Here is an 18,209-nt window from a genome sequence, read left to right as displayed (position 1 = left end):
AGGTTTCATTGAAATAATTGTTTTTAAGCGGCAATGAAGCTTGCATGAGCTTCTTTTCATCTATAAACAAAGCCGCTCACGGATTGATTGGCGCGCGGTCAAGCGTTTTCATCAACCTTAAAAACATCGCAACGGCTTTTTTTTTGTCTTCGTTATATTGATAGTCGATATGCTCCATCAAATATTGGCGATAGTCAAAATCAAGCCTGGGCGGTAGTTGTTTGATAAGCTCTTCCCGATGGGCCAGTCCATAGGCCAGTGCTTCGTCAAATGCTTGGATAAAGGACACCGGAAGTGGTTTGTTGGCCACCCAAGCTGCAAATGTAAACGGTAACCCGGTAAACTGCTGCCAGTGCAGCGCCAAATCATAAACATAAGCATGCGAATGCTGCTTTCCGAACGTACGATCACCGATTTCGACATAAGCATCGGCATCACCGCTGGTCAGTACCGCTACCTCACGTTTCCAATGGTGCTGCAACAGGATTTGTGCAAGCCCATTTGATGTCCTGGACTGGCTGTCCAGGCGGAGCGTGTCGATTTCCTCAATTGGTTTTTCACTGAATATAAATACCGAATTGACCGCTCCTGTTGCGCCGAGGCAATAATCGGTAACAATCTCCGCATCAGGCAGATCAAGCAGGGCGGCTACCGGAACAATGCCCAAGTCAGCTTCGTTGTGGATTAGTTTGTACGCACATCGGCTAGGAACGTCCAGGCTCAATGTTATGCGATCGATAACAGCCGAACGTTGCAAGCCGTAAATAAAAGGCAATGTATTCGTATAAGACACCGCAGAAACTCTCACTTTTTCCATGCGCGTACGTATTATTCGGTAAGCAATCCTTCTAAATGCTGAATATTGTAGGCGTCTGCTATCGAAAATCCGCGGCCATCGTACAGCACCTTATAGAGCGCGGTATTGGTGTGCGGAAAATCATCCATCTGCGCAATATCCCGGTTGATCAACAAGCAGAGCAATACACGCATTGCCCTGCCGTGCATGCAGACCAATACCTTTTCTTCCTCGCGGACGGAAAGGATGCGGTCAAGCGCCTTCCGCTGCCGCGCAGCCAATTGATTTGGCGATTCGCCTCCGGCTACCGCAGCGTCCAGCTCGCCGTTGCGCCACCGCATAATCAAATCAGCAAACCCCTCCATGATTTCCGGTGTTTGCTCTTTGCCTTCGTAGATCCCCCATCCAATCTCATCCAGCCCTTCCAACTGTTCCATGGGTATGCCGTCCTGCATAAATGGAGCTACGGTTTGGTGCGTTCGCAACAAGGTAGACGTGTATATCTTATCGAAACGCTCGTCCCTGTAATGCGCATAGAAGGCCTCAGCCTGTTTTCTGCCCATCTCGTTCAATGGCGAATTGATCCCCCGGCCTTGTACGATACCCTTCAGATTGAGATCGGTTTGACCGTGACGAATGATGTAAAGTAATTTTTCCAAGAAGTATACGGCTATTTATCGTTCAACACTGGTAACTGATAATATCGCGACTGTTTGCCGGGCTGCTCGTCTTCAAAGACCACGTCTTTATAGTCGGTAATCACCCGATAAAGCGTATCCCGCTCAACGGGATGCCTTCCGGCATTTCGGATCAATTCAACCAGTTCGCGCGTCGACATTGCGGGATGCTGTTCTTCGGCACCAGCCATGGAATAAATTTTTGTGGTGTCATCCAGCGTTCCGTCAATATCGTTTACACCAAAGCCCAGTGCCAGCTGGGCCGTTTCCCGGCTAATCATGGCCCAATAGGCTTTGATGTGCGGAAAATTATCCAAGTAGATACGGCTAATCGCATAGTTGCGCAAATCCTCGACCACGGTTGTCTCCGGAACATGCGACATCTGGTTGTCCTTATTTCGAAACTTGAGCGGAATGAAGGTCTGAAATCCGCCTGTCTTATCCTGCAGGCGCCGCAACCGCTCCATATGGTCTATGCGGTGCCAGTATTGCTCGATATGGCCATACAGCATGGTCGCGTTGGAATGCATCCCCAGCCGGTGCCACACCTCATGAATCTGAAGCCATTGCTCCGCATTGCATTTATCCTTGGCTATCTGCTCCCGAATTTCGGGATGAAAGATCTCGGCTCCCCCTCCCGGCATCGAATCCAGTCCCGCGTCCTTCATCATCGCCATACCCGTCGCATAGTCGACCTTGGCTTTTTTAAAGATATAATGATACTCTACCGGCGTTAGCGCTTTCACGTGAAGATTTGGACGGTGACGCTTAATCGCGGTAAACAAATCCATATAAAAAGCCATATTGTACTGAGGCAATACGCCGCCGACGATATGCACCTCCGTTACCGGTTCGTTGTCATACGATCGGACCTGATTGAGCATTTCCTCCATCGTGGCTTCCCATCCATCATCGCGATGTTTAATCAATCGTGAATAGGAGCAGAACTTGCAATCATATACACAAAGATTTGTGGGCTCGATGTGAAAATTGCGATTAAAGTAAGTGACGGCGCCGTGCCTTTTTTCCCGGATAAAATTTGCCAATACACCTAAATACCCCAATTCGCCCCGTTCATACAAAAGCAGGCCTTCTTCTTCATTTATCCGCTCTCCGGCGTATACCTTAGCGGCGATGGCGCTTAACGCACCATCAAGGCGCTTATTTTCAAGGAGGAAGGTAAGTTTTCGTTCAGCATCCATTTCCTGAAATCTTAGCCAACAAACTTAGGCAAAATTGCGTTTATTTACAACGCAGCACCCGCAATCACGGCCGTCATTCGCCAAATTGCTGCATATCAATTAATTTTTTATATAGCCCACCCTTAGCCAACAATTGTTGGTGCGTGCCTTCTTCCACGATGTGACCGGATTCGAGCACAACGATTTTATCGGCATTCTGGATCGTGCTCAAACGGTGGGCAATGACCAGTGTTGTACGGTTTTCCATCAGCTTGCCGAGCGCTTCCTGTACCAGTTTTTCCGATTCGGTATCCAGTGCAGACGTCGCCTCGTCAAGCAATAAAATGGGTGGGTTTTTCAGTACAGCGCGGGCAATGCAAATCCGCTGCCGTTGGCCTCCAGACAACCTGATTCCCCGATCACCGATGTAGGTATCGTACCCTTTTTCGGTGTCCAGAATAAATTCATGTGCATTGGCAATTTTCGCTGCGGCAATTACGTCATCCAACTGTACATGCTCAGCCGCAAACGCGATATTGTTATATATCGTATCGTTGAATAAAAAAGAATCCTGGTTGACCAATCCAATCAGCGAACGCAAATCGCTCGTTTTCAAATTCTTTACATTGACTCCATCAAGCAACACTTCGCCTTCTTTGACGTCTATAAACCGTGGGATTAGATCCATCAATGTCGATTTTCCACCGCCAGAAGGTCCTACCAGCGCGACGGTCTTGCCTTTAGGAATCTCCAGATTGATGGCTTTGAGCACCTGCCGATCGCCATAAGAAAAACTTACATCGACCAACCGGATACCTTGATTGAACGCCGTGAGCGGCTTAGCTGCAGGCGCATCGGGCAACTCGTTCTTCTGGTCAATTAAATCGAGCACGCGCTCACCTGCCGCTATCCCGGAGTGAATGTTGGCAAATGAGTCTGTGAGGGCCTTTGCGGGCCGCATGACCTGCGAAAACAACGCAATATAACCTATAAATGCCGCAGCCGATAAGTCATCGGAACCACTCAACACCAAATTTCCACCATAAAGCAGTATGACAGCAACCATCACGACGCCCAAAAGCTCAGAGACGGGCGATCCCAGCTGCTGCCGCCGGACCATCCTTCTGCTTATTTTGGAAAGCAATATATTTTCGTCATTGAATTTTTTCTTGATGAAATCCGTCGCATTGAAAGCCTTGATGATTTTCACGCCCGACAACGCCTCATCCAAATAAGCAATCATATTGCCGTATACTTGCTGTGCCCGGATGGCCTGTGCCTTTAGCCGCTTCACAATCCGGGAGATGAGAAAAGCGGACAATGGAATGACCGCCACTGCGAACAACGTCAATTCGGTGGAAATCAGAAACAATGCTATAATATAAAACACCAGCGTGAGCGGCTCCTTAAACACCACCTGTAGTGTACCGGTCACCGAAAATTGTACAACCTGCACATCCGACGCTATCTTTGAGATAATATCGCCCTTGCGTTGACTGTTGAAATAGCCGACATGCAAATCCATTACATTGTCGAAGACTGCTTTGCGCAGGTTCAATAGGGTATGGATACGGAGATTTTCCATAATCCGTTGCGACAAATAGCGAAACAGGTTGCTGAGGAACACGGAGACAACGATAATCAGACATACCCTTTTCAAGGCTTCATAAGGACCGTACAACAATCCGGCCTGCGTCGCATAGTAATTAAAATAATCGATCACATCATACCAGTTTTCGGGCTTTGCTACTTCGGCAGCAGTCCCATTGGTATTAAACAGGGTGTGCAGCAAGGGGATCACCAACGCGAGATTTAACGTGCTGAACACGACGCTCAACAACGTGCAAAGAACGTAGGGAATAGCAAATTTTTCAATGGGTTTGGCGTACGAAAGTAATCGAAAGTAAGTCTTCATCAAGAACTAAACAAGTTGCAAAGTTACCAAAAAAAGCAAGGCGACCGGAAAAATACGGACTTAATTATTGAATGTATTTATTTATTTTAGTCGCCTAAAAGTAAAAAAAATGCAAATAGAGCTTGCTAAGCGGATTCAACATACGGAAGAATATTATTTTTCAAGGAAGTTACGGGAAATTGACGCACTCAACCAAACGGGGGCTAAGGTTATCAATCTAGGCATCGGAAGCCCGGATTTACCGCCTCACCCAAGTGTCGTGGAGACCCTCCATCAATATGCGGCCATGCCAACGACGCATGGGTATCAAAATTACAAAGGAATCCACCCCCTGCGCAAGGCAATTGCCGACTGGTACCACCGGTACTATGGCGTGTCGATTCATGCGGACCGCAACGTGCTACCGCTAATCGGCTCCAAGGAGGGCATTGTTCATGTCTGTATGACCTATCTTGCAGAAGGTGACAAGGCGTTATTTCCCAATCCGGGGTATCCGGCCTATGCGTCAGCCGTACGGCTAAGCGGCGCTACCGGTGTTCCCTATAAACTCGCTTCGCAGCGTAATTGGTTGCCTGATTTGGATGCATTGGCTAAAGGCGACCTTAGCGGGGTGAAACTCATGTGGCTCAACTATCCGCACATGCCCACCGGCGCAGCGGCCACAACGACTTTTTTTAACGAAGTGGTCGCTTTTGCGAAGCAGCACCGCATCCTGCTTTGCCACGACAATCCTTACAGCTTTATCCTTAACAATCAACCGCAAAGCCTCTTGGCTGCTGATGGAGCCCTGGATGTGGCAATTGAGCTCAACTCATTGAGTAAATCATCCAATATGGCCGGCTGGCGTGTAGGCACGCTTATCGGCGCCGAAGAACGCATCAATGAAATTATCCGCTTTAAAAGCAACATGGATTCCGGGATGTTTCTTCCCGTACAAATGGCTGCTGCAAAGGCCTTATCCCTGGATCCGGAATGGTACCAGGAGTTGAATAAGACCTACAGCCGCAGACGGGAAAAAGTATACCAGCTTCTGGATGCGTTAGCATGCACGTATGACAAGCAGCAGGTTGGCCTATTTGTATGGGCAAAAGTTCCGGCCTCCCAGGCCGATGGCTACGCACTAAGCGATGAAATCCTTCGGCAATCCAGGGTATTCATCACCCCCGGCGGAATTTTTGGGGATGGCGGCAATGCATACATCCGGGTAAGCCTCTGTGCAACGGAGGCCGTGCTGGATGAAGCCTTGGACCGCATTGCAAATGCCGTGATAACCCAATGATGTATTGAATAAACCATATACGCAAAGACAAATGAAGGTAGCCATCGTTGGTGTAGGACTCATTGGCGGGTCCATTGCCATCACCTTAAGAGAAAAAAAAGTAGCCACTAGGCTTGTGGGGGTAGACAAGAGTGAGCATAATCTAAAAAAAGCGATACAGCTGGGGCTTGTCGACGAGGGTATGACCATCGACGAAGCTGTTGATCATTGCGACGTGATCTTTCTCACCATCCCCGTTGATGCTATTCTGACTATCTTGCCTCCCCTGCTCGACCGGGTGACCAACCAAGTAATTGTCGACATGGGTTCGACCAAAGAGCGCATATTAGCACGCGTAACCAACCATCCGCAACGTGGCCGGCTGGTGGCCGCCCACCCCATGGCTGGTACCGAATACTCCGGTCCGGAAGCCGCTGTCGCCAATCTATTCAAGGGTAAAATGATGGTATACGTCGATGCGATGGATAGCGATGAAGATGCATTTGAGACGATGGAAGCCGTCACTGAGCACCTTGAAATGCGCACTACCTTTATGAATGCGCAGGAACATGACGTCCACACAGCCTATGTATCGCACATCTCGCATATTACTTCATTTGCGTTGGCGCTTACCGTGCTGGAAAAAGAAAAATCTCAGGGACGGATTTTCGAATTGGCCGGATCGGGATTCGAATCGACAGTACGGCTTGCGAAAAGCTCACCCGATATGTGGACACCGATTTTCCGGCAGAACCGTGAAAATGTACTCGAAGTACTGCAAGAGCATATCAAACAGCTCCAGCATATCCAAGAGGTGTTGGACAACGAAAACTATGACGCTTTCTACAAGTTGATCAAAAAATCAAACAAAATCCGGAAGATATTGAAATAGATCGCCCTCATCCTGAAAATACTAAAGGGCAACCGCCATTGGTTGCCCTTTAGTATTTTCAGATCAGCATAATGACCTAGTACTCCAGTACCGTCACCTCGGTCCTCCGGTTGGCCTGGTGCTCTTCTGCCGAACACGGGACACCATCGGCGCATCGATTGACCAATTTGTTTTCACCGTAGCCCTTCGCTACCATGCGATCGCGTGCTATACCACGGCTCACCAAGTAGTCTACCGCAGCCTGTGCCCTTCGTTGTGAAAGCACTTCATTATATGCGCGGCTACCCCGGCTGTCAGTATGGCTGGACAGTTCAATCTTCAAGGTCGGGTTGTCCCGCATCGTGCGAACCAGTTCGTCCAGTATCGCCGCAGCATCCGGACGGATGTTATACTTATCGAAGTCATAGTAGATATGCTCCAATTCGAATGTCTGCCCTGGCCGGAAAACGGGCTCCAACAGCAGGGCCACCTCCAGTGTATCAGATTTGGTGATTCCCAACGTACTCACCTTTGCCGAGTCGGCATGATAACCTTCTTTCTGTCCCAATACGGTATAATCGCGGCCAGGATCCAGCTCAAATACAAACGTACCGTCATTGCCGCTATTCACTTTTGCGACGATTTTCCGTTGGCCGTCATATAGGGTGACGGCCGTGGCAGGCAAACGCTCACCGGTGGCCTTATCCGCCGTGGTACCGTTCAGGATAATAATAATTTTCGGCTTCTCAAATGAAAACGAGTAAATGTCGTCGCCGCCCTTCCCTCCTGGCCTATCGGAGGCAAGAAATCCATGGAAACTATCCCCTTCTTCGCGATGGACGATGTACGCGAAGTCGTCCGTAGCACTGTTGACGGGATATTTCAGGTTTTCCGGTGCCGTCCAGGAAGCTTTACTGCCTGTAGCCTGATAGATATCAAGGCCGCCCATGCCGGCAAAGCCATCACTGGAATAATAAAGGATCCCATCCGGGCCGATATTAGGGAAAAGTTCATCACCTGCACTATTGACTACATCGCCTGCGTTGACTGGGCTACCCCATGTTCCGTCAGCCTGCCGTTCACTGTACCAGATGTCCGTGCCGCCCTGGCCGCCGGGCATATCCGACACAAAATACAGGGTATTATCATCCGGAGACAATGTTGCGTGGCCTACCGAATAAGTGTTGACGTTGTTGAAGGCAAACGGCTCTTCGATCCATTCTCCATCTATTTTGCGGTACACGTAAAGTTCAAGCCTGTTGGTTCGATACCGGTGCCGTCCCGCTTTTTCCAATTGGCCGTCACGGCCGGCATATGTGCGGGTGACATAATACGTATTACCGTTCTTTTCGGCGGAAATCGGACCAATATGGTATTTGGCGCTGTTGATGGCCATGTCTGCCAGAGACGACGTGCCGAGGTTGCCACTGGCCGACAGCGGAGCGGTATAGATACGCAAAAAAGCGTTGCCCGTCCAACCATAGGTTGCTTCAAACGTCCCGGCAGCGGGTTCGCCGGCGTAATACACCTGATCTCCTACGGGAAAAACAGAGAACTCGGCATTCCCTGTGTTCACCTCAGTCTCGTTATGCAGCCGATGCAAGGTTGGGTTTGCCATCCAATGCAATGCCGAATCACAGCCCACAATTTCCAGCGCTACCCGCTCGCTATCGCCCGTTTTGGCGGCATAAGCTTCTAACTGCTGCTTTGCCGCTGCGTATTTACCGTTTATTTTGAGCACTGTCCCATAGTGCAGTAAGTGCTCAGGCGAGCTTTCGTCCTGTCCTATAAGGCGTGCATACCAATTTTCCGCCGACTCATAGTCTTTCATTTTCAGATAACTATCTGCAAGGCGTTCTAAATCTTGCACCCGCGGACGTTTGGTATCCACAAGCTTCGCGTATAATTTCACAGCGTTGGCATACTCAAAACGCCTGTACAACTCATCAGCGCGGTCGCGGAGACTGGGTTGTTCTTGGGCAAGGGAAATATGAGCCAAGAACATCAACGCCACCATCAACAAACCTACGTATTGCTGTTTCATTGGAAAATAATTTGTTCGTAAGGGTATGAGGGAATTTGCGTTTTTATCATCGTTTGTGTCAGACGCCGGCACGGCAGGTTTCGTTTGAATCATTGTTTTTAAGTGGCAATGAAGCTGGTATGAATGAATCATGTTTTTTTGCGATGGCAATTCAGGTTTCATATCGTCAAAATTAAAAGGAAGATGTCCATTAACTAAAAGAACCTTGGGCTTAATATACGCTGTGCTTTAGGACCGAAGGTGATCCCCAGTGTCACTTCATGTGACCCATTTTGGACGTTTGATAGCCTACTGATAATATGATCATATGAATAGCCTATCCTTAGCGTTTCGGTAGCATAAATCTGAGTCACCGCTGATATGGAGTTCCGGCCACTCAAGCTCTTGCCGCTTATCCGGTTATATTCACGTTCAAAGACGGCAACACCGGTGCGCCAGCCTGCTCCGAGCCAAAAGCGATCGCCGAAAATAAACATGGCATTTACGTCTAAACTCGTCGGCCCTTTGAAATCTTCCTTAACCAATAAGCTTGGGCGAAGCCTCAAACCTTGAGACAGATCAAATAATGCACCGGTGATAAAGTAAAGATGGCGCTTGCGCCGTATGTTGTCGGTGGTAGTTCCGTCCCAACGGAAGATATTATTGCTCTGGTCGCCGGAAAGCAAATCCATGACCGATACCCCGGCATACCATTTGGGATTGTAGTAGTATATCCCAAAGCGGAGATCAGGTATCCAATTGCTTATCTTACCTGCGGGAACCACTTGATCACTCCCTTCAATGGGCTGGAGTACTGTGCCGTCAAGACTGTATTGGGTCACGCCAGCACCAATACCAAAGCTCAATCGTTGCGTATCCTCCTCATTCAGCCGCAGCCGAAATGCATAGTTTGCATATGCCGAAGTTGAAGACTGCGGCCCCAGCCTGTCTGCAGTGAGCTGTAAACCTACGCCATGGCGCTTAGCTATCGGGTCTACGATACCGTCTATTGATAGTAAGCCCGTTTGCGGTGCCCCCTCCAATCCCACCCATTGGCTACGGAGGCCAAGCTGGCCAAACCATTGCTCCTTATACCCTGCATAGGCCGGGTTCACACTCATCGAATTGAAGATATACTGCGTAAATTGGATATTCTGCTGGCCATGGGCTTCCCTCGCTATTCCCACGGCAACCACCAATATCATTAATTTTATGTACTTCATCGTTTTTTTATTTTAATCAATGCCAACGTACTATGAGACCTCATGTTTACTATGTAATATCGATGATACGTACTACTGCCGTTTGATAAGCACCCAGCCCGTATGCCGCTCTTGACGTCCGCCCGCATGCGTGATGATGGAATAATAATAAGTTCCTTCATTCAACCCTTGCCCGTTCCACGTATTCTTGTAGTTTGTATTGCGATATACTTCATTGCCCCAGCGGTTCACGACCGTAATTTCGACACGGTCGAACCCTTCGATACCGACAATTTCGAAAACATCGTTACGGCCGTCGCCATTCGGGGTGAACACATTCGGAATCTTGAATGGATGGGCACTGACCGTAACCGCAATGGTAGCAACATTGGAAAGTAAACCGTTTTCATCGCTCACTTCATAACGCACCGTGCTTGTACCTACGAATCCAGCTTCCGGCATGAAAGATACAATGCCCTGTGTATTCACCTCATAGCGACCTTCGCCAGGAATGGTTACAGCATTCACACGATTGCCAGATGCATCGATCAACCTTACCGTGGCCGGCACTATCGGACTGCTTCCTGCTTGGTCATTTTCCAGTATCGCTATCGTCACGGCTTGCCCATGAGGGGTTGTCGCATTATCATCTACCGCGATCGGTGCGATTTCCGCCGCGACACCTTCCACCGTTATCGTAACGGTTGCTTCATTTGAAGCCAAGCCATTTTCGTCTTCTACAACATACTTCACAACGCTGACACCGACATAATCTGCATCCGGAACAAACGTGACACCGCCGTCCGAATGAACCGTATAGGTCCCCTCTCCTTCGATAAACACAGTGGTGACCTTATTGCCGGTCACGGGATCAATGAGGCGAACGGAACCGGGCACTATCGGGCTATTACCGGGCTCATCGTTTGCCAGCACAGTGACCGTTACTGGCTCGCCCTGGTTGGTATTGGCCTCGTCGTGATGAGCAACTGGCCCGATAATCACCGGTACATCCGGTGATTCAGGATGCTCGGTTTCCGGATTAGCGGGATCACCTCCCGTCACTAATGCGACGTTCCGTATTGCTGTGACTCCTGCCAACGCTCCCGCAACCTTTACTTTGAAGCTTACCGCGACTTGTTCTTCCCGGTTCAGGGAGATTTTCCAAATCAATTTACCGTTGACGAGCGAACCATTATGGCTTGCACTGCCAGCGATGTAGGTTGTATGGGCAGGAATCGCATCTTCTATAATGATATCATGGTAAACATCTTGCCCCATGTTTTTGACAATAATGGTATAGGTCAGCTCTTCTCCTGCCTCAGCTTTGCCGTCGCCGGTTGCGTCGGCCACCGTTTTACTTGATTCAAACCGGTTGTCCCGTACAACAGGCGTCTCGGTAGCTGGCTCTTCCGGTGTCTCCGGATCATCGCCCGTCACTCGGGCCACATTGCGGATGCTGCCAACACCTGTCAGATCCTCCGCAACGACTACCGTAAAGCGGACTTCCCGCGATGCGCCGAACGGTACGTCGAGTGTCCATGACAGCGTGCTGCCGCTCAACGTTGCCCCCGCACTGGCGCTGCCTTCTTTGTATATTGTATTTGCCGGGATGGCATCGGTGACCACGATACCCGTATAGTCCGCATCACCCGTATTGGTTACCCGTATTGTGTAGGTCAGCTCCTCGCCGGCCTTCACTTCCGATTTGTCCGCTGTCTTCACGCTGCTGAACGATTTCACCGGATCCGTCGGCGTTTCCACCTCCGGCTCTTCCGGTGTCTCCGGATCATCGCCCGTCACCCGGGCCGCATTGCGGATGCTGCCAACACCTGTCAGATCCTCCGCAACGACTACCGTGAAGCGGACTTCCCGCGATGCGCCGAACGGCACGTCGAGTGTCCATGACAGCGTGCTGCCGCTCAACGTTGCCCCCGCACTGGCGCTGCCTTCTTTGTATATTGTATTTGCCGGGATGGCATCGGTGACCACGATACCCGTATAGTCCGCATCACCCGTATTGGTTACCCGTATTGTGTAGGTCAGCTCCTCGCCGGCCTTCACTTCCGATTTGTCCGCTGTCTTCACGCTGCTGAACGATTTCACCGGATCCGTCGGCGTTTCCACCTCCGGCTCTTCCGGTGTCTCCGGATCATCGCCCGTCACCCGGGCCGCATTGCGGATGCTGCCAACACCTGTCAGATCCTCCGCAACGACTACCGTGAAGCGGACTTCCCGCGATGCGCCGAACGGCACGTCGAGTGTCCATGACAGCGTGCTGCCGCTCAACGTTGCCCCCGCACTGGCGCTGCCTTCTTTGTATGTCGTATTTGCCGGAATGGCATCGGTGACCACGATACCCGTATAGTCCGCATCACCCGTATTGGTTACCCGTATCGTGTAGGTCAGCTCCTCGCCGGCCTTCACTTCCGATTTGTCCGCTGTCTTCACGCTGCTGAACGATTTTACGGGGTCGGTGTCGATAGTTGCCGTCGGGGTTTGTGGCGTCTCCATTACATCACTCGTTATAACGGCCGTGTTTTCGATCATGGAAACACCCGTCAAGTTCTCTGCAACTTCGACCACAAACGACACTGTGATACTTGTTCCCGCAGGAATTACCAGATCATCCCAAGTGATTTCATTGGCCGCAGCATCATAAATTCCGTTTGTAGCATTGCTAACATACACCGTATGAGCCGGCATTTGGTCGGCAATATTTACGGAGATATCTCGATCATACGTACTGCTGATTGCAATGGTATACGTTAATTGTTCTCCCGCCTGTGCCAGTCCATCGTTGTCCGCATCGGCAACCGTCTTTTCGCTTGTGATGGCACAGTCGCCGGCAATGGTCACCGATTTCTCCTGGTGTGCCACGCAATCCGCCTCACTTGATACGGTATAGCTAATGACAACCGTACCCGGTGCTAGCGCTGTAATCAAGCCGTTGGCGTCGACCGTGGCTATGGTTTCATCACTGCTGGCCCAAATCCCCCCGGCCTGCACCGGTTGCATTACTGCTGTGGTTCCCGGACAAAGCTTATCGGGGCCACTGAAATCCGCATCAGGTTGCGGATTTACCGTTACCGTAAATGAAACGGGGGTACCCTCGCAGCCATTCTCAGCCCGCGGAGTAACCGTAAAGGTTGCGACAATTGGTGCTTCGGTATCATTAACCGCGATAAATGAGATGTCACCTTCACCATTGTCTGCAACACCAATCGCCGCATTGTCACTGCTCCACAGGTACGTCAACGCTGCTTCGCTACGGAAGTCAATACGGACTTCATCGTTTGCGCATACAACCACATCCGAAGCACCGGTAAATGTAAAGCAGCTATTTAAGTCAACGTTGAAAGTCACCGCGCCATAAATCGGATTTCCCTCCGGGACGCAAGGTGTCTCGTCATCTCCAAAGCCACTGATAAAGCCCGAGGTAACCAGTTGCTCAGAAACCGAACCAATACCTGAAAAGCTACCGTCTATGGCAATCTGCGGCGAACACCCCCCTTCGATTCCTAATAACGAAGCGCAATCTTTCACCTTCACTTTATAGGTCATCCAGGCTATCACGTCGTTGATGTCGTCATGGCGATCAATCGCCGCAACATTCCAAATGAGTTTCCCGTCCACGAGCTGCGGTGTTTCGCCCTCAGAGACTGCGACAACTTCGATATTGATAAAATCGGGAACAGGAATTGTAATCACACCATCCCGAATGGCTTCATTACCTTTGTTTTTTATTTCGAGCCTGAACTCGACCTCATCGCCAGCCGCTACCGTACCGTCGGGAGAAATTCCCGAAACTACACGGTTGATCGGTTCAATAATCGGGATATACGCATCAACGGCAAATGTCAGGTTGTAAATCACATAGCTGTCATCTCTCGTGCTGTACCGAAAACTCGTATGATCGTCGCGGTTCCGGATGTATTGTTTTTCTTCATTGGGGATCTGGAAGACCGCGATGTCAATACCTGCATTGTCTGCCAAAACGGGCCTCCGTGGGGCGTCGTTGAGGATGGTGGAGTTGAAAAAGTTATCCACGTCATTGAGCGAATGCTGCAAACGGTCATAAGTCCCGGTTTCCTTATTGAGGATACTCAAGTAATCGCCTAAGTCAATCCGATCGCCCTCGCCGGCCAATATGCCCAATTTGACATTTACAGGCCCCTCTTCATTAGACAAAAAGTCTTCAATGTCGATTTGGTATTCATCGGTGGTTCCACCCTGTACAAATGCGAACCCATCATATACCACCACATTCCGGGTGTTCATCACGGGGTTCTGGTATACCACGACCAATCCCCACCCACCGTAATAGCCAATCAGGCCTCCGCTCCGGTCCGGGCCTTCCGTCGTTGCAATATCTGCCACATAATATGCACCTTCTTTGTGGTTTTTCACGTAAGCTGTCACGTCCGCGAATGCCACATACATGCCACGATTCGTGGCGACATCCAACGGGTTGCCATCTTCAGCAACGATTTCATCCGCTGTAATATCCACATACGTGTCGCCTTCGTGCTTGAATTTCACCTTGTTTTTTTGGAAACGGGTATTGCTCCATTGGCCGTCAGGAAGCCTACCGGGCACATCGTTATTTTCTGTCTGCGCCCTACCGCTCCAATAAAGTCCGGCAAAAAGAACTTCCGTACATGCCGCCAGCGCACCATTTTCATTGGAAAACTGGAGTGAAGCCGATGAAGAATTTTGGGTCTGCGCATCGTCGTCGATATCAATGAACTCAACTCCTATACCATTGTGCGCGTCGGGACCGCTTTCGGTCAATCCGACGTTTGTATTACCCAATATGGAAAAATCCCCCCGGATAGGTGCGTTTGGAAAACGCGGGACAAATTCTTTCCTTACCTGTGCTTCCACAAAGCTGAACAGTGTTGCAACCAACATTAAGCTTGTCAACACATACTTACACAAGGATTTAAAGTCTACGTGTTTCATTTAGAATATATTTCAATAATTAATAGTCAATATCAGATTCCACTCAATAGGTATTTTTTCACCCGGCCAAGCAATAGTCGGCCAAATGATGTGCACAAATAGACAGATTTAGGTTATGAGCAGCAATTTGATGTGTACGAACGACAGGAAAATGTATGTAAACAGAAAATAATGTAGGTGAAATACTACAGTCTGACCCGTGACGCCAAGCTGCTAAATGGTGCTACCTATAGATTTTCGATAAGGCGATAAGATCAGATAACGCCTTAACATTGGTTTTTCTGAAAACCCGCTTTTTGTAGGTACTGACCGTCGTTTCCTTTAAATTCATCCGTTTGCTGATTTCAATTAAGGGAATTCCCTTGATAAGCAAATCAGCGATTTGGGCTTCTCGGGCTGACAATAGGCTAAACGGTCCCCATCGGGTCACCCGCGATGGCTGCAATACGTCGCCGGTTTCCCGCTGAAAAACCCCGCCTCTCAATGCCGTTTCGAATGCTTGCACAATGCTATCGACCGCTGCATTCTTGGTTAGGTATCCATTGATACCAAATGCAAGATACTTGGGCCCATAAATGGCTTCATCCAGTTCGGAAAATATCAGTATGCGGGTTTTAGGGCTGATGGATTTGATATGCTCTACGATAGCCAACACGTGCGCGCTGTCGCTAATCTCGGCATCCAATACCACGAGGTCGTATTGTTTTTTAGGCAGATCGTTAAGCGTTTTTTGAAAATTCTGTGCTTCACCGATGGCGGAAAACGGGAAATGCTGCTGCACTAACCACTTCATGGCGATTCCCACAATTTCATGACAATACGTCAAAAAAATATTATGCCCGATGTTTGCTAAGCTACTATCCATGGTCGTTTATGAGATTCCGCTATTTATTCTTGGTCAAAGTTAGGGGGTTACAGAGGCTTGCGGAAAAGAATGCGTGTAAACAACAAAAAATTGTATACGAACGACAAAGGCAAAAAAAAACCGCGCCTTTGGGAAGCGCGGTAAAAACAAAATGTTTTTTATCAACCTAAACCTAATCTCTTAACGCTGCAGATTTCATTTTGTTTTATGCAAACATGATTTTTTTTGAAATTCCAGCTAATCAGGGCGTCAATTTATCCAACGTTCGAAAAATTCATAAGTACGCAGCATCTGGTCGATGCGTTGCCGGTTGTCCCCGCTGCGTGTAATTTCGTGACCTGCACCCGGATGGCGGACATATTCCACGGGCCTGTCCAATACTTTAAGGCTCTTGTAGAGCATTTCGCTTTGTATCACCCCCGTCCGAAGATCGCTTTCGCCATGGAAAATGATATAAGGCGTCTTGATCTGAGATACGTAATTGATCGGCGACTCGCGCTCCAGCACATCTTTTACCTGATCGTCCCAGGGGTATCCGCCAAAATAGTTGGGTACCAACCGCCATGCATTGCCTTCACCAAAAAATGTCTTTAAGTCATATACCCCACGCTGGCTACATGCGGCTTTGAAACGGTGATCATGAGCAATGATCCAGCTGACCAGATAGCCAGCATACGATCCGCCAGTAATCAGTAGTTTGGCGGTATCTACCCAGCCTTCGGCGATGGTTCTGTCCAAGGCGGTAAGCACATCACTGGCGGGACCGGCGCCCCAGTTATTCATGTTAGCCCGCAGAAATTCTTCACCATATCCACCTGATCCCCTCGGATTGCTGTATACTACGCCATAACCCTGTGCGCAGAAATATTGAAATTCATGCCACATGCTTGCCTCTCCCGGCCCCCACATGGCCGACGGTCCACCGTGGATTTCCAATAGCAACGGGTATTGTGTTCCTTCTTTGTAGCCGATTGGCTTCATAACCCAATATTCGATTTCCATTCCATCGTCATTGGTAAACACATGCTTTTGCGGAACACTCAATTGCTTCTTTGCTATCCAATGAGTGTTGAAATCAGACAGCTGCTTACTATTTTTCAACGATAAATCATCGGCGATGAACAGTTCCGACGGGCTGTTGATGCTGGTCTTCGTGTAAACGACACGTCCCCGTTCGAAATCGTAGTCGCCGATACCTTCATCTACTGAGGTGAGTCTGTCGACGTTGGCACCGTCAATTGCTGCCCTACATAATATTGTACCACCATTGCTTGCGCTGGTAAAGTACAGGTACTTTTCGTCACTACTCCACTTCAGTCCACTTTTATTCCGGTCAAAGGTGATGGATATCGGTGTACCGGCGGCGCCAGAGGCGCTCAAATTCACTACATATAATTTCGGGACGGAAGGTTTGCCGATTTCAGACTCCTGATAGGCGAGCCATTTGCCGCTTGGTGAAACGGCTCCGACCGAAAAGCTTTTGCCCGGTTGCGCCAGCAGCTCCTTTTCGCCGGCGCCATCGACAGCTAACATCACTACCTGGCTCTCCTGTACGCGATCGGGATGAAGCACCCCTTCCCTTCTCACATTGACCACTAACCTGTTATCGTCCACCATCTGCGGCGATCCGTACGAATAAAACCCGCGGGTGATTGCTTTTGGTGATGCTCCGACTTCTGCGTCCGTGATGAAAATATGGGAAAAGCGGATCTCCGCCGAGGTGGCTGTTTCTCCTTGAAAATTAAGCTTGGTCAACACTTTCGCTTTCCTATCTTCCTCATTCTTTTTTAAGTAAGCTCGAATCTCGGCCAAGGACCCGTCCGGGTCCGGCTTGCTTGCCGTGTCCATTCTTAAATGCTCATTACCGCTGAATCCCGGTTTTTCATCCACCCATTCAGGAAGCCTGCCCCCTGGGTTGATGACGGAGTCGCGCAGTACTTCCTGTAGCGACAAAGATGCCGTAAACAAAATCCTCCGGCCGTCTTTTGTCCATTGCGGGTTACTCGCTCCATAACGGTGATTGGTAAGCTGTTGCGGCTCACCGCCAGTCAATGGCAGCAAAAAAAGCTGGGGTTTACGATCCACCGCTCTGACGAAGACGATGGATTGCCCATCCGGGCTGAATACTGGCTGGGAAACGCCTCCTTCGGAAAATGTAAGCTGCCTTGGGCCATTAGTGCCGTCGGTCGCCGCGAGCCATAGCTGATTGTCATAAGAATAATCGGATTTGCTCTGTTTATCCGGAACGATAGCCTGTACTGTAAACAGCACTTGTTTTTCGTCCGGAGATAAGTCAACAGATGTTATCGATTTGATCTTCAGCAAATCAGTCACTTTAATTTTCTCGGTAGCCTGTTGGGCCGTCGCGGCAATGAATAACTGGAAAAAAACAGCAATCAGTAAAAATCGTTTCATGGATTAATAATCGTTGGGTAAAGTATGTATGTGTATGTGTATAA

General features: G+C 49.4%; 11 protein-coding genes. 2 read left to right on the top strand and 9 right to left on the bottom strand.

Annotation, left to right across the window (positions count from 1 at the left end; all coding sequences use genetic code 11):
• Positions 1 to 76 precede the first annotated feature (76 nt).
• From JHJ32_RS04925 to JHJ32_RS04910, 4 genes are all read right to left on the bottom strand, one after another.
• Positions 77 to 817 carry a menaquinone biosynthetic enzyme MqnA/MqnD family protein gene (locus JHJ32_RS04925; RefSeq protein WP_200120173.1) on the bottom strand — a complete coding sequence of 247 codons (741 nt, stop codon included), beginning with the start codon at positions 815 to 817 and terminating at the stop codon, positions 77 to 79.
• An 11-nt stretch (positions 818 to 828) separates the two neighbouring features.
• Complete coding sequence (locus JHJ32_RS04920; protein WP_079718305.1) at positions 829 to 1,455, bottom strand: histidine phosphatase family protein; 627 nt, start codon at positions 1,453 to 1,455, stop codon at positions 829 to 831.
• A gap of 11 nt (positions 1,456 to 1,466) precedes the next feature.
• Complete coding sequence (gene mqnE / locus JHJ32_RS04915) at positions 1,467 to 2,675, bottom strand: aminofutalosine synthase MqnE (protein ID WP_079718306.1); 1,209 nt, start codon at positions 2,673 to 2,675, stop codon at positions 1,467 to 1,469.
• Positions 2,676 to 2,748: 73 nt separating this feature from the next.
• Entirely contained in the window at positions 2,749 to 4,569 is a 1,821-nt protein-coding gene (locus tag JHJ32_RS04910; protein WP_079718307.1) for an ABC transporter ATP-binding protein, read from the bottom strand.
• 109 nt (positions 4,570 to 4,678) lie between these two features.
• On the opposite strand from JHJ32_RS04910, the gene JHJ32_RS04905 reads away from it, so the two are divergent.
• Positions 4,679 to 5,848, top strand: a complete 1,170-nt coding sequence (locus JHJ32_RS04905; protein WP_200120172.1) for a pyridoxal phosphate-dependent aminotransferase — start codon at positions 4,679 to 4,681, stop codon at positions 5,846 to 5,848.
• A gap of 31 nt (positions 5,849 to 5,879) precedes the next feature.
• The gene (locus JHJ32_RS04900; RefSeq protein ID WP_079718309.1) at positions 5,880 to 6,719 is read left to right on the top strand and encodes a prephenate dehydrogenase; all 840 of its coding nucleotides are present in this window, start codon (positions 5,880 to 5,882) and stop codon (positions 6,717 to 6,719) included.
• Between the two features lie 76 nt (positions 6,720 to 6,795).
• On the opposite strand, the gene JHJ32_RS04895 is transcribed toward JHJ32_RS04900, so the two are convergent.
• The 5 genes from JHJ32_RS04895 to JHJ32_RS04875 all read right to left on the bottom strand — a co-directional run bounded on the left by JHJ32_RS04895 (position 6,796) and on the right by JHJ32_RS04875 (position 18,165).
• Complete coding sequence (locus JHJ32_RS04895) at positions 6,796 to 8,742, bottom strand: OmpA family protein (RefSeq protein WP_200120170.1); 1,947 nt, start codon at positions 8,740 to 8,742, stop codon at positions 6,796 to 6,798.
• 194 nt (positions 8,743 to 8,936) lie between these two features.
• On the bottom strand, positions 8,937 to 9,944 hold the full coding sequence (locus JHJ32_RS04890; protein WP_079718310.1) for a type IX secretion system membrane protein PorP/SprF: 1,008 nt from the start codon (positions 9,942 to 9,944) through the stop codon (positions 8,937 to 8,939).
• A 72-nt stretch (positions 9,945 to 10,016) separates the two neighbouring features.
• The gene (locus JHJ32_RS04885; protein WP_200120167.1) at positions 10,017 to 14,885 is read right to left on the bottom strand and encodes a gliding motility-associated C-terminal domain-containing protein; all 4,869 of its coding nucleotides are present in this window, start codon (positions 14,883 to 14,885) and stop codon (positions 10,017 to 10,019) included.
• Positions 14,886 to 15,108: 223 nt separating this feature from the next.
• Positions 15,109 to 15,678, bottom strand: coding sequence for a response regulator transcription factor (locus JHJ32_RS04880; protein ID WP_176146259.1), 570 nt, complete (start codon positions 15,676 to 15,678; stop codon positions 15,109 to 15,111).
• Between the two features lie 321 nt (positions 15,679 to 15,999).
• Positions 16,000 to 18,165 (bottom strand): S9 family peptidase, encoded by a 2,166-nt coding sequence (locus tag JHJ32_RS04875; protein ID WP_200120165.1) that lies wholly within the window; start codon positions 18,163 to 18,165, stop codon positions 16,000 to 16,002.
• Positions 18,166 to 18,209 lie beyond the last annotated feature (44 nt).

Source organism: Parapedobacter sp. ISTM3 (assembly GCF_016533505.1).
Lineage (GTDB): Bacteria > Bacteroidota > Bacteroidia > Sphingobacteriales > Sphingobacteriaceae > Parapedobacter > Parapedobacter luteus.
Note: the sequence above shows the minus strand (reverse complement) of the source record. Positions and strands in the feature narration are given on the sequence as shown.